Genomic DNA, 26515 nt, shown 5'->3' on the forward strand with positions numbered 1-26515 from the left:
CGCCGCCGACGGCCCGCGCCCCGGCCGCATCCCTTGCTGTGCCCGGTCGTTTGGACATACGTGCACGCATACGATGTTTCGCCATCGGCCACGCCGATCTACGACGCGCTCTACGCCGAGTACGTCAAGTCCTTCCGGACGCTGCCGGGTGACCGCAGCGGGGAGGAGGAGCTGGGGTTCACCGCCTTCGGGAGCATCCCGCACAGTACGGGCTCGTACGGCGGACACCGGTCGGGGTCCTTCTCCAGCTCGTACAGCGCCTACAGCGCGGGTGCGCACAGCGCCCGGCAGTCGCAGTGGCAGCGGGTCGGACACATCGGGCCGCAGGGGACGGGGCTGCAGCCGGCCCTGCAGCCCGTTCCGCGCAGAGGCATCTGAACGACGAAGAGGGCGGTCCCAGCCGGGGCCGCCCTCTTCGTCGCCGTACTACTTCTTCTTGCCGCGCTTCTCGCGGACCCGGACCGAGATGTGGATCGGGGTGCCCGCGAAGCCGAACTCCTCGCGCAGCCGGCGCTCGATGAAGCGCCGGTAGCCCGCCTCGATGAAGCCGGAGGCGAAGAGCACGAACCGCGGCGGCTTGGTGCCGGCCTGGGTGCCGAAGAGGATGCGCGGCTGCTTGCCGCCCCGGATCGGGTGCGGGTGGGCGGCGACCAGCTCACCGAGGAAGGCGTTGAGCCGGCCGGTCGGGACCCGGGTCTCCCAGCCCGCGAGAGCCGTCTCGATCGCCGGGACCAGCTTCTCCATGTGCCGGCCGGTGCGCGCGGAGACGTTCACCCGCGGCGCCCACACCACCTGGCCGAGCTCGGTCTCGATCTCCCGCTCCAGGTAGTAGCGGCGCTCCTCGTCGAGGGTGTCCCACTTGTTGAAGGCCAGCACCACCGCGCGTCCGGCCTCGACGGCCATCGTCACGATGCGCTGGTCCTGCACCGAGATGTTCTCCGAGGCGTCGATCAGGATGACCGCCACCTCGGCCTTCTCGACGGCGGCGGCGGTGCGCAGCGAGGCGTAGTAGTCGGCGCCCTGCTGCAGGTGGACGCGCTTGCGGATACCGGCCGTGTCGACGAACTTCCAGACAACACCGCCGAGTTCGATCAGCTCGTCGACCGGGTCCCGGGTGGTGCCCGCGATCTCGTTGACGACGACGCGCTCCTCGCCCGCCACCTTGTTCAGCAGCGAGGACTTGCCGACGTTCGGGCGGCCGATCAGGGCGATGCGGCGGGGGCCGCCGACCGCGGTGCCGAAGGTCTGCTCCGGGGCGTCCGGCAGCACCTCCAGCACGGCGTCCAGCATGTCGCCGGTGCCGCGGCCGTGCAGCGCCGAGACCGGGTGCGGCTCGCCGAGCCCCAGGGCCCACAGGTACGAGGCGTCCGCCTCACCGCTCGGGCCGTCCACCTTGTTCGCGCACAGCACCACGGGCTTGCCCGCCTTGCGCAGCAGCCGTACGACCGCCTCGTCGGTGTCGGTGGCGCCGACCTTGGCGTCGACGACGAAGACGACCGCGTCGGCGGCCTCGATGGCGTACTCGGCCTGCGCGGCGACGGAGGCGTCGATGCCGAGGACGTCCTGCTCCCAGCCGCCGGTGTCGACGACCTTGAAGCGGCGGCCGGCCCATTCGGCCTCGTAGGTGACCCGGTCACGGGTGACCCCGGGCTTGTCCTCGACGACGGCCTCGCGGCGCCCGATGATGCGGTTGACGAGGGTCGACTTGCCGACATTGGGGCGGCCGACGACGGCGAGCACGGGCAGCGGGCCGTGGCCCGCCGCCTCGAGGGCACCCTCGACGTCCTCCGGGTCGAAGCCCTCTTCCGCGGCGAGCTCCATGAACTCCGCGTACTCGGCGTCGCCAAGTGCTCCGTGGTCGTGCGCCTCGCCCGAGCCCTCGGAGGGGATCTGGTCGTTCATGAAGTCCGTACCTCGTTCAGTGTGGTGATCGGTGGAACCCCCCGTTTCGGGTGATCCACTACTCAAGTGTCGACCGGCGACCGGTGAGCCGCCTGGCGTTTTCCAGGTGCTCGGTCAGCTGCTTCTGGATGCGCACGGTCGCCTCGTCCAGCGCCGTGCGGGTGCGCCGTCCGCTGCCGTCGCCCGCCTCGAAGGGGTCGCCGAAGACGACGTCGACGCGGGAGCGCAGCGCGGGCAGCGCCTTTATCAACCGTCCGGGCCGCTCGGTGCTTCCCAGTACGGCGACCGGGACGATCGGCGCGCCGCTGCGCACCGCGAAGTACGCGAGCCCGGCCCGCAGAGCGGCGAAGTCGCCCTCGCCGCGGGTGCCCTCGGGGAAGATCCCGAGCACGCCGCCGGACGCCAGCACGGCCAGCGCCTGGGTGATGGCCGTACGGTCGGCGGTCGAGCGGTCCACCTTCAGCTGGCCGACGGCCCGCATGAAGGGATCGAGCGGGCCGACGAACGCTTCCTTCTTGACCAGGAAGTGCGACGGCCGGGGCGCCACGCCGATGACCATCGGGCCGTCGATGACGTGCGAATGGTTGACGGCGAGGATCACCGGGCCGGTCGCGGGGACCTTCCAGGCACCCAGGACCCGCGGCTTCCACAGCCCGTACATCAGGCCTACGCCGATGCGCCGCCCGACCTCCGCACCCCGCTCCGACGGTGGAGTCACTTCCCGGCCCGCTTCTCCTCGACGAGGGTCACCACGCATTCGATGACCTGCGCGAGAGTGAGTTCGGTGGTGTCCACCTCGACCGCGTCGCCGGCCTTGGCCAGCGGCGAGGTCTTGCGGCTGGAGTCGGCCGCGTCCCGCTTGATCAGGGCCTCGCGGGTGGCGTGCACGTCGGCGCCCTTGAGCTCACCGCTGCGGCGGGCGGCGCGCGCCTCCGGGGAGGCGGTGAGGAAGATCTTCAGATCGGCGTCGGGCAGCACGGTCGTACCGATGTCCCGGCCCTCGACGACGATGCCGCCCTCCGCGGACGCCGCGATCGAGCGCTGCAGCTCGGTGATCCGCGCCCGCACCTCGGGCACCGCGCTGACCGCGCTGACCTGGGAGGTGACCTCCTGGGTGCGGATCGGGGCGGCGACGTCGATGCCGTCGACGGTGATCGTCGGCTTCTCCGGGTCGGTGCCGGAGACGATGTCGGGCTTCCCGGCGACGGCGGCGACGGCGTCCGGGTCGTCGATGTCGATGCCGTTGTTCACCATCCACCAGGTGATCGCCCGGTACTGGGCGCCGGTGTCGAGGTAGCTCAGGCCGAGCTTGGCGGCGACGGCCTTCGAGGTGCTCGACTTACCCGTGCCGGAGGGGCCGTCGATGGCGACAATCACGGGCTGGGCGGCGCCGTTTTCCACGGGAGGACACCTTCCTGGTGCGGTGCGGAGGGGTGTAGGGGCGCGAGGGTGCCCCGCACAAGGTTACTGGGTGCGGGTCACTCGTCCGGACCCGCGCGCCTCACTGGCGGATCGCCCAGCCCCGCTCCCGCAGCGCCGCCGTCAGCACCGGCACCGCGTTCGGCTCCACCAGCAGCTGGACCAGACCGGCCTGCTGACCCGTCGCGTGCTCGATGCGGACGTCCTCGATGTTGACCCCGGCCCGGCCCGCGTCGGCGAAGATCCGGGCCAGCTGACCGGGCTGGTCGTCGATCAGGACCGCCACGACGTCGTACACCCGCGGCGCGGAACCGTGCTTGCCCGGCACCCGGACCTGCCCGGCGTTGCCCCGGCGCAGGACGTCCTCGATACCGGCCGTGCCCTCGCGGCGCTTGGCCTCGTCGGAGGACTGGAGCGCCCGCAGCGCCTGCACCGTCTCGTCGAGGTCGGCGGAGACGTCCGCGAGGAGGTCGGCGACCGGCCCCGGGTTAGCGGAGAGGATGTCGATCCACATCCGGGGATCGGAGGCCGCGATCCGCGTCACGTCCCGGATGCCCTGGCCGCACAGCCGTACGGCGGCCTCCTCGGCGTTCTCCAGCCGCGCGGCGACCATGCTGGACACCAGGTGCGGCATGTGGGAGACGAGCGCCACGGCCCGGTCGTGGGCGTCGGCGTCCATGACGACCGGCACGGCCCGGCAGTGCGAGACCAGCTCCAGGGCGAGGTTCAGGACCTCGGTGTCGGTGTCCCGGGTCGGGGTGAGCACCCAGGGGCGGCCCTCGAACAGGTCGCCGGAGGCGGCCAGCGGGCCGGACTTCTCACGGCCCGACATGGGGTGGGTGCCGATGTACGCCGACAGGTCGAGCCCCAGTGCCTGCAGCTCCCGCCGCGGACCGCCCTTGACGCTCGCCACGTCCAGGTAGCCCCGGGCCACCCCGCGCCGCATGGCGTCGGCCAGCACCCCGGCCACATGGGCGGGCGGCGCGGCGACGATCGCGAGGTCCACCGGGCCCTGGGGCGCCTCGTCCGTACCGGCGCCGAGTGCGGCGGCCGTGCGGGCCTGCTCGGGGTCGTGGTCGGCGAGGTGGACGACGACGCCGCGGCTCACCAGGGCGAGCGCGGCGGACGTGCCGATGAGGCCGGTGCCGATGACGAGTGCGGTTCTCACTGGGCGATGTCCTTGCGCAGGGCGGCGGCGGCGCCGAGGTAGACGTGGGCGACCTCGGAGCGGGGCAGGTCGGACTCGACGTGGGCGAGGACGCGGACCACTCGGGGCATGGCACCCGCGATGTCCAGCTCCTGCGCGCAGATCAGCGGCACGTCGACGATGCCGAGCTTGCGGGCGGCGGCCGCGGGGAAGTCGCTGTGCAGGTCGGGGGTGGCCGTGAACCAGATGCTGATCAGGTCGTCCCTGGTCAGGCCGTTGCGATCGAGGACGGCGGTGAGCAGGGCTCCGACCCGCTCGTCCATGTGGCCGGCCTCGTCCACGTCGAGTTGGACGGCGCCCCGGACCGCTCGTACCGCCACGGCTTGGCTCCCTTGCTGCTGTTCGGATCGGCTTTGTGCGCATCCAGCCTAGTCAGCGCCGACCGGGCCGGTGCGCGACGCCCGCCCGCTGAGATGAGTGCGGGGCCCGCCGGGATTGCGCGCTTCTGTAGCGTTTCCTCCCGGGTTGCTTCGTCTTCGGTGTTTTCAGTGCCAAGATGCTGGTCCGACCGGCCTCCGCCCCTTGGTTCCGCCCCACACTCGGAGTGACGACATGACCATCCGTCCGAACCGGCGCACCGTCCTTCTCGCCACCGGCGCGGCGGCACTCGTCGTGGGCTGCGGCGACTCGGGCGACGACGACAGCGGCTCCACCACCGCCGAGACCTCCGAGACGTCGGGCGCGCCCGAGGCCGGCGGCGAGGAGCTGACGACGACGGACGCCGTCCCGGTGGGCGGGGGCAAGATCTTCAAGGACGAGGAGGTCGTGGTGGTGCAGCCGGAGGAGGGCGAGTTCAAGGCCTTCTCCGCCATCTGCACCCATCAGCGGTGCACGGTCGCCAGTGTCTCGGACGGCACGATCAACTGCCCCTGTCACGGCAGCAGGTTCAGCATCACGGACGGCGCGGTGGCCAACCCGCCGGCGACCCGGCCGCTGCCGGAGAAGAAGCTCACGGTGGAGGGAAATTCCATCCGCCTCGCGTGAGGCGCCGCGTACGCTCCGGGCCATGCACCCCGAGGCCCTGGTCCGCGACCACACGATCTACGCCTGCGTGATGGGTTCGCGCGCCTTCGGCCTCGCGACGGACGGCAGCGACACCGACCGGCGGGGCGTCTTCCTCGCCCCCACTCCCCTGTTCTGGCGCTTCGACAAGCCGCCGACGCACGTCGAGGGGCCCGGCGAGGAGCAGTTCAGCTGGGAGCTGGAGCGCTTCTGCGAGCTGGCCCTGCGCGCGAACCCCAACATCCTGGAGTGCCTGCACTCCCCGCTCGTGGAGCATGCCGACGACACCGGCCGCGAGCTGCTGGGCCTGCGCGCGGCGTTCCTGTCCCGCCAGGCCCACACCACCTTCGCGCGGTATGCCGTCGGCCAGCGCAAGAAGCTGGAGGGGGACGTCCGCAACCACGGCGCCCCGCGCTGGAAGCACGCGATGCACCTGCTGCGCCTGCTGATGAGCGCCCGCGACCTGCTGCGCACCGGTGACCTGCGGATCGACGTCGGCGACCAGCGCGAACCGCTGCTCGCGGTCAAGCGCGGCGAGCTCTCCTGGCCGGAGGTGGAGTCGTGGATGACCCGGCTGGCGGAGGAGGCGGAGGCCGCCGCCCGGCGCAGCCCGCTGCCCGCCGAGCCGGACCGGCGGCGCGTGGAGGACTTCCTCGTACGTGTCCGCCGTGCCTCAGCGCTCCAGCCGGATCCGTACGACGAGGTCGTGCAGGGCGTCGTGGACGGTCGCCGCCTCGGGCAGGGCTGAGCCGGCCTGCGCCTCGTCCAGCAGGGCGTGCAGCCGCTCCACGTCGGCCGCCACGCGCGCGTGCTCCACTTCGGCCGGCCCGTGTTCCCGCTCCGCCTTGGCCGCGATCAGCTCGGGCAGGTAGCCGGGCGCCTCGCGCACCTCGCCGAGCAGTGTGGGCAGATGGGCCTGCACCTCACCGGTGCGCATCAGGTGGATACCGGTGAGCAGGACCCGGAAGGTGTACAGCAGCGGCTTGAGCTCCTCGGTCTTCGAGTGCAGCCGCCACTGGGTGTTCGCGAAGCCCCGGTAGTGGTGGGCGTGGTGGCGGGTGACGACGCCGGGGGCGAGCGCGACCAGCTCGCGGTGCGCGTCGGTGGTGTGCACGACGAGCGGGGAGAGCAGCTGTTCCAGGACATAGCCGTTGCGGCGGAGCATCAGCCGGACGAACTTGCGCAGGTCATGGGTGACCAGGTCCATCTCCACACCGTCCCGGTCCCACATCCTGGACCGGGTCTCGTGGGGCTCGCGCAGCCCGAGCAGTTCGGCGGCGGACAGCAGGTGCACCCCGCGCAGGTCCACGTCCGAGTCGCGGGACGGGAAGCCGTACAGATGGGCGCCGGAGACGGTCGCGAAGAGCACCGGGTCGGGCTGCTCGGCGACGACGGGCGCGAGGTCGATGTCCAGGGCGTCGATCATCCGCTAAGCGTCCCAGAGGGCGCCGAGAGCGAGCAGTTCGCCCCGGTACTCGATCCGGTCCGCCCACGCGCGGGGCCACGCTTCGGCCCCGAGGTACGCCCCCGCGAAGGCGCCCGTCAGGCAGGCGATGGAGTCCGAGTCGCCGGAGGAACAGGCGGCGCGCCGCAGGGCCGTCACCGGTTCGTCGACGAACAGCAGGAAGCACAGCAGCCCGGTCGCCAGCGCCTCCTCGGCCACCCATCCGGCGCCGGTGGCCAGGCAGGGGTCGGTCTCGGCCGACCCCGCGCGCACGGCCCCCTGCAGCCGCTCCAGGATCTCCAGGCACTCGTCCCACCCGCGCGCGATGAAGTGCTCGGGTGTCGGGTCCTGGCTGCGGGTCCACAGGTCGCCGAGCCAGGTGTGGTGGTAGCGGGAGCGGTTCTCGTAGGCGTACGACCGCAGCAGGCCGACCAGTCCGGTCGGCTCGGCGCCCTGCGCGAGCAGCCGTACGGCGTGCGCGGTGAGGTCGGAGGCGGCGAGCGCCGTGGGGTGGCCGTGGGTGAGCGCGGACTGCAACTGGGCGGCGCCCGCGCGCTGTTCGTCGCTCAGCCCGGGGGCGAGGCCGATCGGCGCGACGCGCATGTTGGCGCCGCAGCCCTTGGAGTCGATCTGGCTGGCGTTCTGCCAGGACCCGACGCTCTCCAGCAGCTCGCAGGCCCTGAGGCAGGTGGTGCCCGGGGCCCGGTTGTTCTCCGGGGAGCGGTTCCAGGCCACGAACTCCTGCCGTACCGGCTCGGCCATCGACAGCGGCCCGAGCACCCCCCGTTCCATCGCCGCCCGCAGCCCCCTCCCCAGCGCCAGCGTCATCTGGGTGTCGTCGCTGACGAACGCCCGCTCCGGCAGCTCCATCTCCCGCCACGGCCCGCACTTGGCGAGGATCGACGGCACGTCGTTGAACTCGGTCGGGAAGCCCAGCGCGTCCCCGAGGGCGAGGCCCAGCAGAGATCCAGTGGCGGCACGCTTCGTCATGCGGAGTGTCCTTCCGGGGTGGGCCGGAGCAGCGGTGGGTGGAGGGCGGTGGCAGCACCCGGGCGGTACAGCGCGGCCGGCTTGCCACGGCCGCCGGTGAGGCGGGAGGCACCGGGGACGGGCTCGACGAAACCCGGCGTGGCGAGCACCTTGCGCCGGAAGTTCGGCCGGTCCAGGCCCGTGCCCCACACGGCCTCGTAGACCTGCTGGAGCTCGCCGAGGGTGAACTCGGGCGGGCAGAAGGCGGTGGCCAGGCAGGTGTACTCCAGCTTGGCGCCGACGCGTTCACGGGCGTCGGCCAGGATCCGGTCGTGGTCGAAGGCGAGCGCCCCGGCCTCGTCGTACGGCGTCCAGCGGGCCCGGGCCGCGTCGCTGCCGCCGTGCACCTCGGGCGCGTCGGGCAGCAGGGCTGCGAAGGCGACCGAGACGACCCGCATCCGGGGGTCGCGGTCCGGCTCGCTGTAGGTCCGCAGCTGTTCCAGGTGCAGCCCGGACACGTCGGACAGGCCGGTCTCCTCGGCGAGTTCGCGGCGGGCCGCCGTCTCCGCGGACTCGTCCGGCTGCAGGAAGCCGCCGGGCAGCGCCCAGCTCCCGGCGTACGGCTCCTGGCCGCGCTCGACGAGCAACACATGCAGGGCGCCGGCCCGGAGCGTGAGGACGGCCAGGTCGACGGTGACGGCGAAAGGTTCGTAGGCGTGCTTGTCGTACTCCACGTCCGCCTCCTTTATAGTCAGTACGACTATAAAGGAGGCGGACGTGGGATGACAACCCCCTTACGCGGACCGGCGCGAGGGCGCGAACACCGACACCGCCGCCCCCGCCGCGGCGACGCCCGCCGACACCCACAGCGCGGGCGCGGCCCCGTCCAGGAAGTCGGCCGGGGAGGCATAGCCGCCGTAGGCCGTGAACACCGCCGCGGCGGCCGCCACGCCGAAGACGCCGCCGAGTTCACGCAGCGCGTTGTTGACGCCGGCCGCGACGCCCGCCTCGGTCAGCGGCACCGAGGAGGTCACGGCGTTGGCGACGCTCGGGAACACCAGGGAGATGCCGATGCCGGCGATGACCAGCGGGACGACGAGGCTGCCGTAGCCCACGCCCGGTTCCACCTGCCAGGCCAGCAGGCCGAGGCCGAGGCCCTGGAGGGCGAGGCCGCCGAGCATGAACGGCCGGGTGCCGTACCGGTCCGCCAGCGCGCCCGCCACCGGCGCGACCAGGAGCGGCATGGCGTTCCAGACGAGGATCCGCACCCCCGCCTCCAGCGGCGAGTAGCCGAGCCCGAACTGGAACAGTTGGGTGATCGTGAAGAGCGAGCCCAGCAGCGAGGCGAAGAGCAGGAAACCCGCCGCGTTGGCGGTGGAGAAGCCGCGCCGGCGGAAGTGCCCGAGCGGGAGCATCGGATGCCGGGCGCCCCGGCGCTCCCAGTCCAGGAAGGCCGCCGTGAACACGATCCCGACGGCCAGCGCGGCCAGCACCTCGGCGCTCCCCCAGCCCGCCTCCGGTGCCCGCACCGGCCCCCAGGCCAGCCCGGTCAGCCCGACGGCCACCAGGACCAGGCCGACGATGTCCAGTTGGGGCCGCGTCCCGTAGCTCTCCGTCAGCTTCCGGGCGGCCAGCGGCAGCATCACGAGCCCGATCGGCACGTTCAGCCAGAAAATCCACTGCCAGGACAGGCCCTCGGTCACGGCCCCGCCCAGCACCGGCCCGGCCGCCACCCCGAGACCGGTCACCCCGCCCCACACCCCGATCGCCACGCCCCGCTTCTCCGCCGGGAACGCCTCGCTGATGAGGGTCAGCGTGAGCGGCAGCAGTACGGCGGCCCCGGCGCCCTGCACCAGGCGGGCCCCGATGAGCTGGTCCGAGCCGGCCGCGAGGGCCGCGGCGGCGGAGGCCAGGGTGAACACGGCGAGGCCGACGACGTACATGCGCCGCCGTCCGAACCGGTCGCCGAGCGCGGCGCCGGTCAGGGTGAGGCAGGCGAAGGCCAGGTTGTAGGCGCTGATCGTCCATTCCAGCTCGCTCAGGCTCGCCCCGAAGTCGGCGCGCAAAGCGGGCAGCGCGGTGGCGACGACCACCACGTCGAGGGAGCACAGCAGCGCGCCGAGGCCGGCGAGGACGACCGTCCACCCACGCGGTGGTGATGCCCGGTCGGGGGTCGAGGTGCTGAGGGGAGCCTTGACGGTCTCGGTCATGTGCGTGCCTTCCGTGAGGTGTGTGGTCACTCACGGAAGGCAGACCCGCCTCACCCCGGAAAGGAATCGTGCCGTCCCAGGAACGCGAGCAGCCGGACGTCCGGCCGCGCGCCCCGCGGCACGGCGAGCGGCGCGGCGAACCGCACCCCCCGGTCCTCCCCCGCCACCACGCACTCCGCCACGGGGAGCAGATCGGCCGCGAGGGCGACCGGCAGGGGCCGGGGCCGCCCACCGGCCTGCGCCACGTCCCAGCCGTGCACGGCGATCTCCACGGCACCCACCGCGGCCAGCACCCCCGCCTCCAGCGGGCGCTCGCCGATCCGCACCCGGTCCGGCGGCCCCGCCGCCCAGGCGCCCAGCACCGCGCACGCGCGCGTACGGAAGCGGCACGCCCGGTCGTCCCGCGGGACCAGCCCGATCCGCCCGCCGGTCAGCCCCTCATACAGCGCGTCCAGGGAGTCGTCCAGGTGCCCGAGCAGGTCCGCCAGGTCCCACTGCGCGCACGGGGTGCCCCGCGCGAGGGTGTCGGCGCGGACCTCGGCCACGCTCCCGAGGGCGTAGGCGAGCGAACGCTCCAGCAGCTCCCCGGGGTTCACCGCAGCTCCCCGGGCAGCCCGAACCGGCCGATCGCGGCGCCGTCCAGGAAGGCGGTGATCCGGCCGACCGCGCCCTCCTCGACGGTGAGCACCTGCACGGAGTGCGGGCGCAGGACGCCGTCCTCGCCGCGCACGTACATGGCGGCCGCCGGCTGCCCGTTCGCGCGCGTGGGCAGCATTCGCAGGGTGCCCTTGTCGTGCAGCCGGGCCACCAGGAAGCGGTGCACTTCCTTGGCACCGCGGAACCACTCCTGGAAGGGCGGCATCTCCAGTTCCACGCCGTCCCGCAACAGGGCGAGCAGGGCGTCCATGTCGGCGTTCTCGAAGGCGGCCACGTACCGGTCGAGCACCTCGCGGTCGGCGGCGCCGGACGGCTCCGTGACGAGGTCCTCCTCGGGTGCCACCTCCTCCAGCCGGGCACGCGCGCGCTGCAGGCTGCTCTTCACGGCCCCCGTGGACGTCCCGAGCAGCGCGGCGACCTCCGGAGCCCGCCAGGCCAGCACGTCCCGCAGGATGAGCACCGCGCGCTGGCGGGCGGGCAGATGCTGGAGCGCGGCGACCAGGGCGAGCCGCAGGCTGCCCCGGGCGGCCACCACCGAGGCGGGGTCGACGAGCGCGTCGGGCAGCGGCTGGAGCCAGGGAACATCCGCCACAGGGGCGCTCAGCGGCTCCTCGGGCGCCTGGGAGGGCTCACCGAGCCCGGTGGGCAGCGGACGCCGCGCGCGGCCCTCCAGCGCCGTCAGACAGGTGTTGGTGGCGATCCTGTGCAGCCAGGTCCGCAAGGACGCGCGGCCCTCGTAGCCGTCGTAGGACCGCCAGGCCCGCAGATAGGTCTCCTGCACCAGGTCCTCGGCCTCGTCGACCGAGCCCAGCATCCGGTAGCAGTGCGCGAGCAGTTCCCGCCGGTACGGGTCCGTCAGCCGTACGAAGTCCTCGCGGTCCGTCGTCGCCACCATGGCCCTTCCTCTCGCCGATCATGAGCCCGGTCATGAGTCCGGACATGAGCCCCGGTCATGAGTACAGACCGGCGAGAGGGCGAAAAGGCATCGGCGGTGCGGGCCCGGAGTCCGGGCCCGCAGGTCAGAGACCTAGAGGTCGACTTCCTTCAGCAGCATGCCGACCTCGGTGTTCGACAGGCGGCGCAGCCAGCCCGACTTCTGGTCGCCCAGCGTGATCGGCCCGAAGGCCACCCGGACCAGCTTGTCGACCGGGAACCCGGCCTCGGCCAGCATGCGCCGCACGATGTGCTTGCGGCCCTCGTGCAGGGTGACCTCGACGAGGTAGTTCTTGCCGGTCTGCTCGACGACGCGGAAGTGGTCCGCCTTGGCGTACCCGTCCTCCAGCTGGATGCCGTCCTTGAGCCGCTTGCCCAGGTCTCGCGGGATCGGGCCCACGATGTGCGCGAGGTAGACCTTCTTCACGCCGTACTTGGGGTGGGTCAGCCGGTGCGCCAGCTCACCGTGGTTGGTGAGCAGGATGACGCCCTCGGTCTCGGTGTCGAGCCGGCCCACGTGGAACAGCCGCGTCTCGCGGTTGGTCACGTAGTCGCCGAGGCACTGCCGGCCCTCGTTGTCTTCCATGGTGGAGACCACACCGGCGGGCTTGTTCAGCGAGAAGAACTGGTACGACTGCGTCGCCACGGTCAGGCCGTCGACCTTGACCTCGTCCTTCTCCGGGTCGACCCGCTTGCCCTGCTCCAGCACGATCTCGCCGTTGACCTCGACCCGCGCCTGCTCGATCAGCTCCTCGCAGGACCGGCGGGAGCCGTAGCCCGCGCGCGCGAGGACCTTCTGCAGCCGCTCGCCCTCCTGCTCGGCGCCGGGGAAGGTCTTGGGAAGCTTGACCTCCGGCTTGCCGGCGTACCGGTCGCGGTTGCGCTCCTCCGTGCGCGTCTCGTACTCGCGGGAGCGTGCCGGAGCCGTCCGGCCGCCGGAGCGCTGGCCCTGCTTGGGGCCGCCCTTGGCGCCACCGCGGGCCGAGGGGCCACGACCCGACTTCGGGCCGTCCTGCGTGGCGCCGGGGCCGACGTCGTAGCGCCGCTCCTCCGGGCGCGGGTTCTTCGGACGGCCGCTGCCCGGCTTGTCGTCGCGGTTGTTGCCGGCACCGCGGAAATTACCGCGGCCACCGCCACTCCCACCACGGCCACCGCCGCTCCCGCCGCGTCCGCCGCCACTCCCGCCGCGGCCGCCGCTGTTGCCACCACGGCTCCCGCCGTTGTTTCCGCTGCTGTTCCTGCCGCTGCTGCTTCGCATCAAAATTCCGTCTAGTCGTCTGCGTCGTCGGAACCCGGCGCATCGGGTGCGTCCGGATCGAACGACGGAACGCCTTCCAGGGTCTCGGCCTCGATCGCCTCCGCCTCGGGGAGGAAGGGCGCGAGTTCCGGTAGTTCGTCCAGGCCGCGCAGGCCCATCCGCTCCAGGAAGTAGTTCGTCGTCCTGTACAGGATCGCACCTGTTTCGGGTTCCGTGCCCGCCTCCTCGACCAGACCCCGCTGGAGGAGGGTGCGCATGACGCCGTCGCAGTTGACTCCGCGCACCGCCGAGACCCGGCTGCGGCTGACCGGCTGCCGGTACGCCACCACCGCGAGGGTCTCCAGCGCGGCCTGGGTGAGACGGGCCTGCTGGCCGTCCAGGACGAAGCCCTCGACGGCCGCCGCGTACTCGGGACGCGAGTAGAAGCGCCAGCCGCCGGCGATCAGCCTCAGCTCGAAACCGCGGCCCTGGACGGTGTACTCGTCGGCCAGCTCGCGCAGCGCGTCCCCGATCTGCCGCCGGGGCCGCTGGAGGATCTTGGCGAGGTGCTCCTCGGTCGCGGGCTCGTCGACGACCATGAGGACGGCCTCCAGGGCCGGCTTGAGCTCGAGGTCGGCCGTGGCACGCGGCCCGGCGGGCGGCTCGCTGATCTCCTCGCTCACTTCTTCTCCTCCCTGGACGGCTCCGGCGACCCGGGCGGCTCGGGCGGCCGGTCGAACTCGTCGGTCACCATCGGGCGGTCGTCGCCCGCTCCGCCGGTCCACCGCACGATCAGGTCGCCGAGGGCGGTCTCCTGGTCGAGGGCGACGGCCTTCTCCCGGTACAGCTCCAGCAGCGCCAGGAACCGCGCCACGACGGTCAGGGTGTCGTCGGTGTCCGCGACGAGCTCGCGGAAGCTGGCCTCGCCGAGCTCCTTCAGCCGCGCGATGACGATCCCGGCCTGCTCCTGGACGCTGACCAGCGGGGCGTGGATGTGGTCGACGTACACCTGCGGCTTGGGCCGGGGCTGCATCGCCTTCACGGCGAGCTTCGCGAACCCTTCCGGGCCGATGCTGATGACCACCTCGGGCAGCAGCTCGGCGTGGTGCGGTTCGAGGCCGACGGTACGGGGGTAGCGCCGGCCCTCCTCGTCGAGGCGCCGGTTGAAGATGTCGGCGATCTGCTTGTACGCGCGGTACTGGAGCAGCCGCGCGAAGAGCAGGTCCCGCGCCTCCAGCAGGGCGAGATCGGCCTCGTCCTCGACCTCGGCGGCGGGCAGCAGGCGGGCCGCCTTGAGATCCAGCAGGGTGGCGGCGACCACGAGGAACTCGGTCGTCTCGTCCAGGTCCCAGTCCGGTCCCAGGGCCCGGATGTACGCCATGAACTCGTCGGTCACCTTCGACAGGGCGACCTCGGTGACGTCCAGCTTGTGCTTGGAGATCAGCTGGAGCAGCAGATCGAAGGGGCCCTCGAAGTTGGCGAGCCGGACCTTGAAGACCCCGTCACCGGACGCCGGCCCGGGCTCGGTCGGCCCGGCCTCGGCGAACCCGGCCTCGATGGACCCGGGTTCAGCGGACCCGGGTTCAGCGGTGACCGCCTCGGGCCCCGGCTCCGGCTCGGCGGGCGGCGCCTCGGGCTCCGGCCGGGCGGGCACCGCCTCCGGCTCGGCCGGCCGGACGCTCCCCGGCCCCCGGCCGAGCGCACGCCGCCGGCCGCCGGAGGCACCGGTGCCGGGGACGGGAGCGTCGTTCGAGGTCATAGCCCTCGCAGGCTACCGCTACCGCCCGCGAAGCCGTCGTACGAGGATGCTGGCGTCCCCGCGGCTCTCCAGATCCGCGAGCACCACGGCCACCGCCTCCCGGACGATCCGCCCGCGGTCCACGGCGAGGCCGTGCTCGCCCCGGAGCACCAGACGGGCGTGCTCGAGATCCATCAGCTCCTCGGCCGACACGTACACGGTGATCTTCTCATCGTGCCGCTCACGCCCGCTCGGCCGCCGCGAGGCGGCCCGTCCGCGCTTGGTGCGCGGCGCCGAGGCGTCGCCAGAACCTTCCTGCACCGCCGGCCGCCGCCCGGAGCGGTCCGCGCCGGCGCCCCGGCTGCGGGACTCGCCGGACTCCGCCGGCTCCGCATCCGCGGCGACGTGCTCCGCGCCCTCGCCGCCCTGTGCGGGCACCGAATGCGGGGCGTCCTCCGCGGCGGCGCTGTCGCTCTCCCCCGCGGGAGCGGGCACCCGGGCCTCGCCGTTGGCCCCTCGGCGGGGGGTGGACGCCTGGAGCGCCATCCCCCCTGTCGTACGGAACAGTTCGTCGGCCCCCGGCAGACTCACTCGGCGTGACACCGGGCGAGCACCTCCCTGGCGAGCTGGCGGTAGGCGGCGGCACCGACGGAGTTGGAGGCGTAGGTGGTGATCGGCTCACCGGCGACCGTGGTCTCCGGGAAGCGGACCGTGCGCCCGATGACCGTGTGGTAGACGTGGTCGTCGAAGGCCTCGACGACGCGCGCGAGCACCTCGCGGCTGTGCACGGTGCGCGAGTCGTACATCGTGGCGAGGATCCCGTCGAGCTCCAGCTCCGGGTTGAGTCGCTCCTGGACCTTCTCGATGGTCTCCGTCAGCAGTGCCACACCACGGAGGGCGAAGAACTCGCACTCCAGCGGCACGATCACCTTGTGCGCGGCCGTCAGGGCGTTGACCGTGAGCAGGCCGAGCGAGGGCTGACAGTCGATCACGATGTAGTCGTAGTCGGCCATGAGCGGCTTCAGGGCGCGTTGCAGCGTCGACTCGCGCGCGACCTCGGAAACCAGCTGGACCTCCGCCGCCGACAAGTCGATATTGCTCGGCAGCAGGTCCATGTTGGGGACCGCGGTCTTCAGCAGGACCTCGTCGGCCGCCATGCCCCGCTCCATGAGCAGGTTGTAGACGGTGAGGTCGAGCTCCATCGGGTTGACACCGAGTCCGACCGACAGCGCGCCCTGCGGGTCGAAGTCCACGAGCAGGACCCGGCGTCCGTACTCCGCGAGCGCGGCACCCAGGTTGATGGTCGACGTCGTCTTGCCGACGCCGCCCTTCTGGTTGCACATCGCGATGATCTTCGCGGGGCCGTGATCGGTCAGCGGGCCCGGGATCGGGAAGTACGGCAGCGGCCGGCCGGTCGGGCCGATGCGCTCGCGACGCTGGCGGGCAGCGTCGGGCGCGAGCGTGGCCGCGTACTCGGGGTCGGGCTCGTACTCCGCGTCGGGATCGTAGAAGTGCCCCTCGGGCAGTTCGTCGTAGTCGGCGAAGTGGTTGTGGGGCGCGCCACTTCCGTCGCCGGCCATGGCGTTCACGTGATGGCCATCCATGCTCTGGTGTGCTGACAGAGTCGTCCCTGTCATCTGGTGACTCTGGTGGGCTGCGAAGGTGCGCACCGCCACGGAGCCGACAGCCTCGTACTCCGCAGGAGCCTGGCCCCGCGCAGGGCTTCCTGGTTGACCACCCCCGGGAGAAAATGTCGACTCATTCACAAGTCGTCTTACCTCCTTAGGGACCAGGAAACTTCTAGACAAGGTCAGCGTGGCACCATGCCGACGGTTGGCGACTCTATGGCGTGTCAGCGGTCCGCAGCAACACAATCCGCCGGACCCGGCAGGATGTGTCGGCAATGAAACATCCCTCTGTCAAGGGCGTACGGCCGTCGCACGGTAGGTTTCACCGGTGTGCGAATCGGTCGAAGAGTTACGTTCGAGGCGAGTTGACCGAGCGTCGCAAAGTGACCATACACACATCCGGCCGGACCTTGTCGGGCAAGGTCCGGCCGGGTGTGCGACGTTGACGACCAGTGTTGACGTATCGCCTTTACGAAAAGGTGACTTAGCAGTTCACCGGGGTCGGCGGGCTCAGCCGAGCAGCGTCTCCAGCTCCACGTGCTCCAGGCCGTGCGCCTCGGCGACCTCGCGGTAAACGACCTTGCCGTCATGGGTGTTGAGGCCCTTGGCGAGCGCCGGGTCGCGGCGCAGCGCCTCCACCCAGCCGCGGTTGGCCAGCTCCACGATGTACGGCAGCGTGGCGTTGGTGAGCGCGTAGGTCGAGGTGTTGGGCACCGCGCCGGGCATGTTGGCGACGCAGTAGAAGACCGAGTCGTGGACCTGGAAGGTCGGCTCGGCGTGCGTGGTCGGGTGCGAGTCCTCGAAGCAGCCGCCCTGATCGATCGCGATGTCGACAAGGACACTTCCCGGCTTCATGCGCGAGACGAGCTCGTTGGTGACCAGCTTCGGGGCCTTGGCGCCCGGGATCAGCACGGCGCCGATGACGAGGTCGGCGTCGAGGACGGCCTTCTCCAGCTCGAAGGAGTTGGACATGATCGCCCGCACCTTGGTGCCGAAGACCTTGTCGGCCTCGCGCAGCTTGTTGATGTCACGGTCGAGCAGCGTGACGTGGAAGCCCATGCCGACGGCGATCTGGGTGGCGTTCCAGCCGGAGACACCGCCGCCGATCACGACGGCCTTGGCGGGCTGGGTGCCGGGGACACCGCCGGGCAGCACGCCGCGGCCGCCGGCCGAGCGCATCAGGTGGTAGGCGCCGACCTGCGGGGCGAGGCGGCCCGCGACCTCGGACATCGGGGCGAGCAGCGGCAGCGCACGGGAGGGCAGCTCGACCGTCTCGTAGGCGATGGCGGTGGTGCCGGACGCGATCAGGGCGTCCGTGCACTCCTTGGAGGCGGCCAGGTGCAGGTAGGTGAAGAGGGTCTGGTCCTTGCGGAGGCGGTGGTATTCCTCGGCAATGGGCTCCTTGACCTTCAGCAGCAGGTCAGCCGTGGCCCACACCTCGTCGGCGGTGTCCAGGATCCGGGCGCCCGCGGCCACGTACTCGGTGTCGGGGATCGAGGAGCCGACGCCGGCGCCGCGCTCGATGACGACCTGGTGGCCGTTGCGCACCAGCTCGTGCACACCGGCGGGGGTGATGGCCACCCGGAACTCGTTGTTCTTGACCTCGCGGGGGATGCCGACCTTCACGTCGATCACGGTCCTTGGCTCAGAGGGTGTATTGCAAGACATACCCAGGCATGCGAGGGCACACCGGGAGACACCGCAGGAGAAGGTGCGGCAGAGCCAGTCTAATGAAGGTGTTCCCGCTGTCTAGCCTTTCATTGCATCAATCTTCAGCGGGTGTACTGCGGATTTCGCAGGTGTTAGCTGGTTGTAGCGCCCCTATCCGGCTCTGGCTCCCCCTCCGGGAGCTCTTCACCCAGCATGCGCTCGGCCGCCGCGCGGTGCAGTCGAGCGGCGGCGGAGTCCCCGAGGCGGTCCAAGGTGTCGGCGAGACGCACGTGCAGCGCCGCCTGGAGTCGTACGTCCTCGGCAAGGCGCGCCCGGTCCACCGCCTCCTGGCAGGTGCGCAGCGACTCCTCGGGCCGGCCCGCGTACTCCTGGACCCGGGCCAGTTCGCTCAACGCCCGCGCCTGGGCGGCGACATCGCCGCTCTTGCGGTACCCGGCCACCGCGGCCCGCCAGCTGCGCTGCGCCTCGCCGTAGCGCCCCGCGAAGGTGTGCGCGGCGCCGATCCGGCCGTACAGCCGGGCCGCCTCCGCGCGCTCGTCCCGGGCCAGGCGCTGGGCGAGGGCGCGGCCGAACCAGTCGGCGGCCCGGTCGTAGTCCCCGAGCTCGAGATGGGCACCGCCTACGGATTCCATCGCGCGGCCCGTCGCATACGGATCGTTCGCCTCGCGTCCGGCGTCCAGCGCGGCCCGGTAGCGCGCCAGCGCCTCCCGGGTCCGGCCGGTCCGGGCGTCCAGGTCGCCGAGGTTCAGCAGGGCGGCGGCCCGCTCGCGGGGCAGATTGCGGCGTTCGGCCACGTCCAGCACCAATCCGTGGATGCCGTAGAGGTCACCGGCCGCGGCCTGGGTGCCGAAGTGGGCGACCATGGCGCGCACCAGCTGGGACATCAGCCGCCGGGCCAGGGTGTCGAGCTCCCCGTCGGCGACGGCGAGGCGGGCCGCGGCGAGCAGGGCGGGCCTGCGGATGCGCAGCCAGTCGGCGGCCGCCCGGGGGCTGGGAAAGCGCAGGGAGCGCGGCATGCCGAGGAGCTTCTCGCGCGCCTGCGGGCTGTCGGTCTCGGTGATCGCCCGGCACGACTGGAGCAGCCGTACGGTCCGCTCCAGCATGCGGGCGCGGGCCAGCTGCAGCTCGGCGGCCCGGTCCTGGGTCTCGGTGAGCGCCCGGAGCAGGGGGTGCAGACAGCCGGGGACCTCGTACTGCGGGAGCGGCGAGTCCACGGCGCGCAGCAGGCCGAGGGCGACGAAGTCGTCCAGGGTGGTGCGGGCGCCGCTGACCGAGCAGCCGGCCAGCGCGGAGGCGGTGTGCGGGTCGACCAGGCCGGCCGGGGCGAGGCTGAGCAGGCGCAGTATCCGGGCGGCCGTGGCGGGCAGGGCGGCGTAGGAGAGCCGGAAGACCCGGGCGAGCGGACTGCCCGCGGTGTCCTCGTCGGGCTCGGCGTGCAGCTGCTTGCCGAGGTCGGCGACGGCGGCCTTGGGGCGGGCGGCGAGCCAGCCGCCGGCCAGCATCAGCGCGGCGGGCTGCGCCTGGCACTCCTCGACCAGTCCCTCGGCGGCCCGGGGGTCGACGGTGATCCGCACCGATCCCGCATGCCGGGACAGCAGTTCCACGGCCGACTTGGTGTCCAGCCCGCCGAGGGTGCAGGGGCGGACGTCGGCGATCCCGGTCAGCGGTCCGGCGGAGACGGCGACGGCCAGGCAGTCGGGGGTGTCCGGAAGCAGGGCGTCGACCTGTTCGGCGGTGGCCGCGTCGTCGAGCAGCAGCAGCATTTTGCGGTCGGCGAGGGCGTCCCGCAGCGCCGCGGTGAGGTCGTCCTCGGCGGCGCCGGCCGGGCTCGGCAGGTCCAGGGCGGTGAGCAGCTCGCGGGCGACGGAGTCGACGGGGACGGGGGTGCCGTCGGGCTCGCTGAGCCGGGCGCGCAGCACCCCGTCGCCGTAACGGTCGGCGACCTGCCGGACCAGCTCCTCGGCGAGGGCGGTGCGGCCGGAACCCGGGCGGCCGGCGATCAGCAGCACCCGCGCGCGGGGGGCCTTCTTCCCGGACAGGGTGTCCAGGCCCGCGCGCTCGATGTCGACGAGGAGTTCCTTCAACTCCCGTGTCCGGCCCAGGAAATGACCGGTCGACAGCTCGACGCCGCCTGTGTCCACCGCCTGATCCGTCACGGGCCACACTCCCGTCCCACACCGCACGCGCAAGCCCGCCGGGATTCCGGTACGGGCGTGTTTCAGAGCCTAGTTCACGCTCTGCTACGGGCCGTGTGGAGCGCGGCGGGCGGGAGCCAAGACTCCCCCGATCGGATCAGCGGATCGTAGGACCAGGGGCCCGGCGAGGGCGCGCGACCCCTCCGCCTACGCCACGAAGGGGCGCGCCGGCCACTCCGCGTCCGCCGGCCGCAGGTCGTCCATGCCGCCGGAGGCCCGGGCGGCGACCAGGGACAGCACGCCGACCACGAGGCAGTTGTTGTGCAGCTCCCCCGCGAGCACGCCCCGGACCAGCTCCGCGAGCGGTACGCGCGCGTGCTCCAGGTCGGCCTCCTCGTCCTCGACCTCGAAGCGCTCCCCCTCGGCCTCCGACAGATCGCGGGCCAGGAAGATCCGTACCGCCTCGTCGCAGCCGCCCGCCGTGGTGTAGACGTCGGTCAGCACCCGCCAGTCCTCGGCCTTGACGTGCGCCTCCTCGTACAGCTCGCGCTGGGCGGCGTGCAGCGGGTTCTCGCCGGGGACGTCGAGCAGTCCGGCCGGGATCTCCCACAGCTTGTGCCGTACGGGGTGCCGGTACTGCTTGATGAGCAGCACCCGGTCCTCGTCGTCCACGGCGAGGACGGCGACCGAGCCCGGGTGCACCTGGTAGTCGCGGCGGACCACGCTTCCGTCGGGCATGACCACGTCGTCCGTGCGGACCGAGGTCTTGTTGCCCACGAAGGGGGTGTCCGTCGCCCGGATCTCCCACTCCTGCGGGGTGTCCTTGATCGTCATGCCTGCCCTTCCCACGTGCACCAAAAAAGACCGGGGTGCGCGCCTTCGCAGGCATGCACCCCGGCCACCGTACAACTCTCGTCCTACTTCGAGATCTTCCGCTCGACGGCCGCCTTCACCAGGCCCGCGAAGAGCGGGTGCGGGCGGGTCGGGCGCGAGCGCAGCTCGGGGTGCGCCTGCGTCGCCACCAGGTAGGGGTGGACGTCCCGCGGGTACTCGACGTACTCCACGAGCTTGCCGTCGGGGGACGTGCCGGAGAACAGGATGCCCGCCTTCTTCTCCAGCTCCGCGCGGTAGGCGTTGTTCACCTCGTAGCGGTGGCGGTGCCGCTCCTCGACGTACTCCTTGCCGTCGTAGACCTCGCGCACGATGGAGCCCTCGGCCAGCTTGGCCGGGTACATGCCCAGGCGCATCGTTCCGCCCATGTCGCCCTCGCCGGCCACGATGTCCAGCTGCTCGGCCATCGTGGAGATGACCGGGTGGCCGGTGGCGGGGTCGAACTCGGTGGAGTTGGCGTCCGAGATGTCGGCGAGGTTGCGGGCCGCCTCGATCACGATGCACTGCAGGCCCAGGCAGAGGCCGAGCAGCGGGATCTTGTTCTCGCGGGCGAACTTGATCGCGCCGACCTTGCCGAGCACACCGCGGTCGCCGAAGCCGCCGGGGATGCAGATGGCGTCGACGTCACCGAGCTGCGCCTTGGCGCCTGCCGGGGTCTTGCAGTCGTCGGAGGTGACCCACTTGATCTTCACGCGGGCCTTGTTGGCGAAGCCGCCCGCGCGCAGCGCCTCGGTGACCGAGAGGTAGGCGTCGGGCAGGTCGATGTACTTGCCGACCAGGGCGAGGTTGATCTCGTGGTCGGGGTTGTGGACGCGGTCCAGCAGGTCGTCCCAGGTCGTCCAGTCCACGTCGCGGAACGGAAGGTCCAGCTTGCGGACGACGTAGGCGTCCAGGCCCTCGCCGTGCACGGTCTTCGGGATGTCGTAGATCGAGCGGGCGTCGGGGCAGGCGACCACGGCGGCCTCGTCGACGTCGCACATCAGCGAGATCTTGCGCTTGATCGCGGTCGGCACCTCGCGGTCGCAGCGCAGCACGATGGCGTCCGGCTGGATACCGATGTTGCGCAGGGCCGCGACCGAGTGCTGGGTCGGCTTCGTCTTCAGCTCTCCCGACGGGCCGATGTACGGCAGGAGCGAGATGTGCACGACGAAGACGTTGTCCCGGCCTACCTCGTGCCGGACCTGGCGGACGGTCTCCAGGAACGGCAGCGACTCGATGTCGCCGACCGTGCCGCCGACCTCCGTGATGACGACGTCCACCTCGTCGGTCGCCATCCGGCGGATCCGGTGCTTGATCTCGTTGGTGATGTGCGGGATGACCTGCACGGTGTCGCCCAGGTACTCGCCGCGCCGCTCCTTGGCGATCACGGTCGAATAGATCTGTCCTGTAGTGACATTGGCGGAGCCGTCCAAGTCACGGTCGAGGAAGCGCTCGTAATGTCCGATGTCCAGGTCCGTTTCGGCGCCGTCGTTGGTGACGAACACCTCACCGTGCTGGAAGGGGTTCATCGTCCCCGGGTCGACGTTCAGATACGGGTCGAGCTTCTGCATGACGACGCGCAGGCCCCGCGCCTTGAGCAGCATGCCCAGGCTGGAGGCGGTGAGGCCCTTGCCGAGCGAGGAGGCGACACCCCCGGTGACGAAGATGTGCTTGGTCGTCGTGGAATTGGGCGTCATGGCCAAGGCGGGGCTCCCGTGGTCGCTATCTGGGGTGCGATACGGCTTTCCCACCGGGGATTCCGGAGTCGCCGTCGCTGCGGTTCGGGGGTTTTTCTCCCACCGGTCCACGGGCTACCAGGGTATCAGCGCCGCGGGGCGATGGCTTCCGGCCACGCTCCGCGCACGTACCGACACGGGGCCACACGGGTGCACCGGTTTCTCACCCGTTGCTCACCCGTTCGGCCCACCCGCGTTGTCCGGAGCGGCACGCAGATCATCTACGTGCGTCGTATCCTGCTCGGACACTCACTGCCGAGCCGGACCGGCAAGACGGCACCACCCCCGCCCGTACCACCGGAACATCACGGACTCGTCAGTTCGTTGAGCAACAGATGGCGTTTTGCCTCATCGGCGGAGCGGCTGCTTTGCTTCACCGCTCAACGACGCATTACAACGACCCCTTGACCGCATCAGCGACCGCCCCCTTCTTGATAGGGGGTGACGTGGCCGTTCGACTGGAGTTGCACGTGGCCGGGCGCATCGAAGACTACGCACTCATCGGAGACATGCAGACCGCGGCACTGGTCTGCCGGGACGGCACGGTGGACTGGCTGTGCCTGCCCCGCTTCGACTCGCACGCCATCTTCGCCGGTCTGCTGGGCACCGAGGAGCACGGTTTCTGGCGGCTCGGGCCGGCCCACGCGGCGGACACCGAGCCGCCGACCGCGGCCCGGCGCAGCTACCGCGGGGACTCGCTGGTCCTGGAATCCGAGTGGGACACCCCGCGCGGCACGGTCCGAGTGACCGATTTCATGCCCCCGCGCGACGGCGCCCCGCAGCTGATCCGGATCGTGGAGGGCGTCTCCGGCCGGGTCCGGATGCGCTCGGCCCTGCGGATGCGGTTCTCCTACGGCCGGGTCGTGCCCTGGGTGCACAAGCACGAGGGCCGCACGGTGGCCGTCGCGGGCCCGGACTCGGTGTGGTTCGACACCGAGTGCGAGACCTACGGCAAGGCCCTGACGACGTACTCCGACTTCACCGTCGCCCCCGGCGACCGGATCGCGTTCACCATCTCCTGGCAGCCCTCGCACCACCAGCCGCCGCCGCTGCCGGAGCCGGAGCAGTCGCTGGCGGCCACCGAGGACTTCTGGCGCGACTGGGTCGAGCACTGCACGTACCACGGCCCCTACCGCGAGGCCGTGATCCGCTCGCTGATCACGCTGAAGGCGCTGACGTACGCCCCGACCGGCGGCATCGTCGCCGCGCCCACCACCTCGCTGCCCGAGGAGATCGGCGGCGTCCGCAACTGGGACTACCGCTACACCTGGCTGCGCGACGCGGCGATCACCCTGTCCTCGCTGCTGCGCACCGGCTACCGCGAGGAGGCCCGCGCCTGGCGCGAGTGGCTCCTGCGCGCGGTCGCGGGCGACCCGGAGAACCTCCAGATCATGTACGGCATCGCCGGCGAGCGCGAGCTCGGCGAGGCGGAGCTGGACTGGCTGCCCGGCTACGAGAACTCCGCGCCGGTCCGGGTCGGCAACGGCGCCGCCCACCAGCTCCAGCTGGATGTGTACGGCGAGGTCACCGAGGCCCTGCACCTGGGCCACATGACCGGGCTCGCCCGCAACGACTACGCCTCCCTGCTCCAGCTCAAGCTGATCCGCTACCTGGAGGACCACTGGGACGAGCCGGACGAGGGCATCTGGGAGGTGCGCGGTCCGCGCCGCCACTTCGTGCACTCCAAGGTGATGGCCTGGGTCGCCGTGGACCGCACCATCAAGCTGATCGAGTCCGGTGACGCGGACGGCCCGCTGGAGCGCTGGCGCGAACTGCGCGACGACATCCACCGGGACGTGTGCGAGAAGGGCTACGACAAGGAGCGCAACACCTTCACGCAGTCGTACGGCTCCAAGGAGCTGGACGCCTCGCTGCTGCTGATCCCGCAGATGGGCTTCCTGCCGCCGGACGACAAGCGGGTCATCGGGACCATCGAGGCGATCCAGCGCGAGCTGTCCACGCCGGACGGCTTCATCCTGCGCTACCCGACGCAGGGCGAGGCCGAGGGCGTCGACGGGCTGCCGGGCGACGAGGGCGCCTTCCTCGCCTGTTCGTTTTGGATGGCGGACGACCTGGCCATGATCGGCCGCGTGGACGAGGCCCGCAGGCTCTTCGAGAAGCTGCTGTCACTGCGCAACGACCTCGGTCTGCTGGCGGAGGAGTGGGACCCGCGCCTGCAGCGCCAGGTGGGCAACTTCCCGCAGGCCTTCAGTCACGTGCCGCTGATCGACACCGCTCTGCGGCTGACGGCTTCGGGGGCCTACGGCGGCTGAACCGTGATTGGTTTATCCGCGCTTCAGCCTGTCTACAGACTTGCTCGAATGTGACCTGCACCACAGGTTTATTCCTGGACAGCCGCGCCGAAATCCCGTTTCGATAGATCCCGCGAGGCCGACAATCTCGGCCTCGAATCCACGGGGGAATTACCCGAATCTTGTCGTTGGCAATGGCGCTGAACGAGAGGTGTAGGGCATGTTGGCGATCCTGACGTGCGCAGCAGGAATTGAGAGCACGGCCCGGTCATGCTGAGCAGGCTCCTCCCGTCAGGGGGGCCCGCGCGCGTCCTCACCGGCATCACCCTGGTCCACACCCTGGGCCAGGGCCTGTGGATGGCGCTCAGCGCCATCTACGCGACCACGGTCCTCGACCTCACGCCCGGCCAGTTCGGCGTCGGCGTCGGCATCGCCGCGGGCATGGCCCTCGCGGTCAGCACCCCGACCGGTCTGCTGGCCGACCGGGTCGGCCCGCGGTCCGTCCAGATCTGGTCCTTCCTCGCCCTCGGGCCGCTGACCGCGGCGCTCCTGGCGGTGAACGGGTTCGCCCAGTACGTCGTCGTGCTCAGCGTGCAGGCCGTCGCCTACAGCGCCAGCCGCAGTGCCCGGATGGCCATGGTGGCGGGCCTCTTCCCCGCGGCGGAACGGGTCTCCGTACGCGCCTATCTGCGGGCCACGAGCAATGTCAGTGTCTCCGTGGGCGCGGCGCTGGCCGGCCTGCTGCTGGTGGTCGACTCCGACCAGGCGTACCGGCTCGCCGTCGTGTTCAATGCGGCCACCTACCTGGTGACCGGGCTGCTCACGCTGCTGCTGCCCGCCGTTCCGGCCCAGCCGGCCCGGCCGGGGCCCGCGCTGATCGTGCTGAGGGACCGGCCGTACCTGGCCTTCATCGCGCTGGACGGGCTGCTGTCCATGCACAATCTGCTGCTCGACGTCGTGCTGCCGCTGTGGATCCTGCACCACACCGACGCCCCGCGGTGGACGATCGCGGCCATCCTGCTCACCAACACCGTCACCGTGGTCCTGCTCCAGGTCCGGGCGGCACGCGGGACGGACGAGCCACGCGCCGCGGCCAGGGCCTCGCGCTCCGGGTCGCTGTGTCTGGCGGTCGCCTGCCTCGTGTTCGCCGCCACCGGCGGGGTGTCCGCCGCGGTCGCCGGGGCGCTGCTCCTGCTCGGGGCGCTCGCCCACGTCCTAGGTGAGATGCGGCAGTCTGCCGGCAGCTGGGGCATGTCGTTCGGTCTGGCGCCCGAGCACGCCCAGGGCCAGTACCAGGGCACGTACGCCATGGGTGCCGATCTGGGCAAGATGATCGCTCCCGCGCTGCTGACCTGGCTCGTGATCGAGCACGGCACCCTCGGCTGGATCAGCATGGCCGTCGGCTTCGTGCTGATCGGCGCCGCCATTCCGGCCGTCGTGAACCGGGCGCTGCGCGGCAACAGGACGGCCTCCGAATTCGTCGCGGCCTGAGCCCTTATTCCCGC

Annotated in this window: 24 protein-coding genes and 1 pseudogene; 5 read left to right on the forward strand and 20 right to left on the reverse strand. The window is 71.7% G+C overall.

The genetic code is table 11. From position 1 onward, the window contains the following. Positions 1–60 precede the first annotated feature (60 nt). Positions 61–378 (forward strand): hypothetical protein, encoded by a 318-nt coding sequence (locus M8H82_RS22280; protein ID WP_250076643.1) that lies wholly within the window; start codon positions 61–63, stop codon positions 376–378. Between the two features lie 48 nt (positions 379–426). On the opposite strand, the gene der is transcribed toward M8H82_RS22280, so the two are convergent. From der to aroH, 5 genes are all read right to left on the reverse strand, one after another. Next, the gene (gene der / locus M8H82_RS22285) at positions 427–1902 is read right to left on the reverse strand and encodes a ribosome biogenesis GTPase Der (protein WP_250076644.1); all 1476 of its coding nucleotides are present in this window, start codon (positions 1900–1902) and stop codon (positions 427–429) included. A 58-nt stretch (positions 1903–1960) separates the two neighbouring features. Further along, positions 1961–2659: a 1-acyl-sn-glycerol-3-phosphate acyltransferase gene (locus M8H82_RS22290; RefSeq protein ID WP_250076645.1), complete on the reverse strand. Its 699-nt coding sequence runs from the start codon at positions 2657–2659 to the stop codon at positions 1961–1963. Beyond that, positions 2617–3303 carry a (d)CMP kinase gene (gene cmk / locus M8H82_RS22295; RefSeq protein ID WP_250076646.1) on the reverse strand — a complete coding sequence of 229 codons (687 nt, stop codon included), beginning with the start codon at positions 3301–3303 and terminating at the stop codon, positions 2617–2619. The genes M8H82_RS22290 and cmk overlap by 43 nt, the downstream gene beginning before the upstream one ends. A 100-nt stretch (positions 3304–3403) precedes the next feature. Further along, on the reverse strand, positions 3404–4489 hold the full coding sequence (locus tag M8H82_RS22300; protein WP_250076647.1) for a prephenate dehydrogenase: 1086 nt from the start codon (positions 4487–4489) through the stop codon (positions 3404–3406). Further along, positions 4486–4848: a chorismate mutase gene (gene aroH / locus M8H82_RS22305; protein WP_250076648.1), complete on the reverse strand. Its 363-nt coding sequence runs from the start codon at positions 4846–4848 to the stop codon at positions 4486–4488. The genes M8H82_RS22300 and aroH overlap by 4 nt, the downstream gene beginning before the upstream one ends. 232 nt (positions 4849–5080) lie before the next feature. Between aroH and M8H82_RS22310 the strand changes: the two genes are divergently transcribed. Beyond that, positions 5081–5512, forward strand: coding sequence for a Rieske (2Fe-2S) protein (locus M8H82_RS22310; RefSeq protein ID WP_250076649.1), 432 nt, complete (start codon positions 5081–5083; stop codon positions 5510–5512). A 22-nt stretch (positions 5513–5534) separates the two neighbouring features. After that, entirely contained in the window at positions 5535–6278 is a 744-nt protein-coding gene (locus M8H82_RS22315) for a DNA polymerase beta superfamily protein (protein WP_250076650.1), read from the forward strand. Here the strand turns inward: M8H82_RS22315 and M8H82_RS22320 are convergent. The 15 genes and pseudogenes from M8H82_RS22320 to M8H82_RS22390 form a co-directional block, all read right to left on the reverse strand. Continuing rightward, positions 6204–6956 (reverse strand): DNA polymerase beta superfamily protein, encoded by a 753-nt coding sequence (locus M8H82_RS22320; RefSeq protein WP_250076651.1) that lies wholly within the window; start codon positions 6954–6956, stop codon positions 6204–6206. The genes M8H82_RS22315 and M8H82_RS22320 overlap by 75 nt on opposite strands. A gap of 3 nt (positions 6957–6959) precedes the next feature. Continuing rightward, entirely contained in the window at positions 6960–7964 is a 1005-nt protein-coding gene (locus M8H82_RS22325; protein WP_250076652.1) for an ADP-ribosylglycohydrolase family protein, read from the reverse strand. Further along, positions 7961–8677, reverse strand: coding sequence for an NUDIX domain-containing protein (locus M8H82_RS22330; protein WP_250076653.1), 717 nt, complete (start codon positions 8675–8677; stop codon positions 7961–7963). The genes M8H82_RS22325 and M8H82_RS22330 overlap by 4 nt, the downstream gene beginning before the upstream one ends. Before the next feature lie 60 nt (positions 8678–8737). Continuing rightward, positions 8738–10153, reverse strand: coding sequence for an MFS transporter (locus tag M8H82_RS22335; protein ID WP_250076654.1), 1416 nt, complete (start codon positions 10151–10153; stop codon positions 8738–8740). 50 nt (positions 10154–10203) lie between these two features. After that, on the reverse strand, positions 10204–10749 hold the full coding sequence (locus tag M8H82_RS22340; protein ID WP_250076655.1) for a TIGR03086 family metal-binding protein: 546 nt from the start codon (positions 10747–10749) through the stop codon (positions 10204–10206). Next, complete coding sequence (locus M8H82_RS22345; protein ID WP_250076656.1) at positions 10746–11705, reverse strand: sigma-70 family RNA polymerase sigma factor; 960 nt, start codon at positions 11703–11705, stop codon at positions 10746–10748. Before M8H82_RS22345 ends, M8H82_RS22340 begins: the two co-directional genes overlap by 4 nt. A 132-nt stretch (positions 11706–11837) precedes the next feature. Next, the gene (locus M8H82_RS22350) at positions 11838–13001 is read right to left on the reverse strand and encodes a pseudouridine synthase (protein ID WP_250076657.1); all 1164 of its coding nucleotides are present in this window, start codon (positions 12999–13001) and stop codon (positions 11838–11840) included. 11 nt (positions 13002–13012) lie between these two features. Next, the gene (gene scpB / locus M8H82_RS22355; RefSeq protein ID WP_250076658.1) at positions 13013–13663 is read right to left on the reverse strand and encodes an SMC-Scp complex subunit ScpB; all 651 of its coding nucleotides are present in this window, start codon (positions 13661–13663) and stop codon (positions 13013–13015) included. Further along, positions 13660–14739: a ScpA family protein gene (locus tag M8H82_RS22360; RefSeq protein WP_250076659.1), complete on the reverse strand. Its 1080-nt coding sequence runs from the start codon at positions 14737–14739 to the stop codon at positions 13660–13662. Before M8H82_RS22360 ends, scpB begins: the two co-directional genes overlap by 4 nt. Before the next feature lie 18 nt (positions 14740–14757). Further along, positions 14758–15321 carry a hypothetical protein gene (locus M8H82_RS22365; RefSeq protein ID WP_250076660.1) on the reverse strand — a complete coding sequence of 188 codons (564 nt, stop codon included), beginning with the start codon at positions 15319–15321 and terminating at the stop codon, positions 14758–14760. Further along, entirely contained in the window at positions 15306–16484 is a 1179-nt protein-coding gene (locus tag M8H82_RS22370) for a ParA family protein (protein ID WP_250076661.1), read from the reverse strand. Before M8H82_RS22370 ends, M8H82_RS22365 begins: the two co-directional genes overlap by 16 nt. Positions 16485–16856: 372 nt before the next feature. After that, positions 16857–17981 carry an alanine dehydrogenase gene (gene ald / locus M8H82_RS22375; protein ID WP_250076662.1) on the reverse strand — a complete coding sequence of 375 codons (1125 nt, stop codon included), beginning with the start codon at positions 17979–17981 and terminating at the stop codon, positions 16857–16859. A gap of 130 nt (positions 17982–18111) precedes the next feature. Next, positions 18112–20173 (reverse strand): annotated as a pseudogene (locus M8H82_RS22380) (tetratricopeptide repeat protein). Between the two features lie 186 nt (positions 20174–20359). After that, positions 20360–20986 carry an NUDIX hydrolase gene (locus tag M8H82_RS22385; RefSeq protein ID WP_250076663.1) on the reverse strand — a complete coding sequence of 209 codons (627 nt, stop codon included), beginning with the start codon at positions 20984–20986 and terminating at the stop codon, positions 20360–20362. Positions 20987–21069: 83 nt separating this feature from the next. After that, entirely contained in the window at positions 21070–22719 is a 1650-nt protein-coding gene (locus M8H82_RS22390) for a CTP synthase (protein ID WP_250076664.1), read from the reverse strand. 509 nt (positions 22720–23228) lie between these two features. Here M8H82_RS22390 and M8H82_RS22395 point away from each other — a divergent pair. Next, the gene (locus M8H82_RS22395; RefSeq protein ID WP_250076689.1) at positions 23229–25031 is read left to right on the forward strand and encodes a glycoside hydrolase family 15 protein; all 1803 of its coding nucleotides are present in this window, start codon (positions 23229–23231) and stop codon (positions 25029–25031) included. Positions 25032–25280: 249 nt separating this feature from the next. After that, positions 25281–26501: an MFS transporter gene (locus M8H82_RS22400; protein WP_250076665.1), complete on the forward strand. Its 1221-nt coding sequence runs from the start codon at positions 25281–25283 to the stop codon at positions 26499–26501. Positions 26502–26515 lie beyond the last annotated feature (14 nt).

The sequence above is a fragment of the Streptomyces sp. YS415 genome, from assembly GCF_023544665.1.
Classification (GTDB): domain Bacteria; phylum Actinomycetota; class Actinomycetes; order Streptomycetales; family Streptomycetaceae; genus Streptomyces.

Coding starts and splice junctions, on each gene's coding strand:
- M8H82_RS22325 (WP_250076652.1), bottom strand. CDS start 7,964: ATGACGAAGCGTGCCGCCACTGGATCTCTGCTGGGCCTCGCCCTCGGG.
- M8H82_RS22290 (WP_250076645.1), bottom strand. CDS start 2,659: ATGCGTGGTGACCCTCGTCGAGGAGAAGCGGGCCGGGAAGTGACTCCA.
- M8H82_RS22345 (WP_250076656.1), bottom strand. CDS start 11,705: ATGGTGGCGACGACGGACCGCGAGGACTTCGTACGGCTGACGGACCCG.
- M8H82_RS22400 (WP_250076665.1), top strand. CDS start 25,281: ATGCTGAGCAGGCTCCTCCCGTCAGGGGGGCCCGCGCGCGTCCTCACC.
- M8H82_RS22320 (WP_250076651.1), bottom strand. CDS start 6,956: ATGATCGACGCCCTGGACATCGACCTCGCGCCCGTCGTCGCCGAGCAG.
- M8H82_RS22335 (WP_250076654.1), bottom strand. CDS start 10,153: ATGACCGAGACCGTCAAGGCTCCCCTCAGCACCTCGACCCCCGACCGG.
- M8H82_RS22360 (WP_250076659.1), bottom strand. CDS start 14,739: ATGACCTCGAACGACGCTCCCGTCCCCGGCACCGGTGCCTCCGGCGGC.
- M8H82_RS22310 (WP_250076649.1), top strand. CDS start 5,081: ATGACCATCCGTCCGAACCGGCGCACCGTCCTTCTCGCCACCGGCGCG.
- M8H82_RS22390 (WP_250076664.1), bottom strand. CDS start 22,719: ATGACGCCCAATTCCACGACGACCAAGCACATCTTCGTCACCGGGGGT.
- M8H82_RS22350 (WP_250076657.1), bottom strand. CDS start 13,001: ATGCGAAGCAGCAGCGGCAGGAACAGCAGCGGAAACAACGGCGGGAGC.
- M8H82_RS22385 (WP_250076663.1), bottom strand. CDS start 20,986: ATGACGATCAAGGACACCCCGCAGGAGTGGGAGATCCGGGCGACGGAC.
- der (WP_250076644.1), bottom strand. CDS start 1,902: ATGAACGACCAGATCCCCTCCGAGGGCTCGGGCGAGGCGCACGACCAC.
- M8H82_RS22315 (WP_250076650.1), top strand. CDS start 5,535: ATGCACCCCGAGGCCCTGGTCCGCGACCACACGATCTACGCCTGCGTG.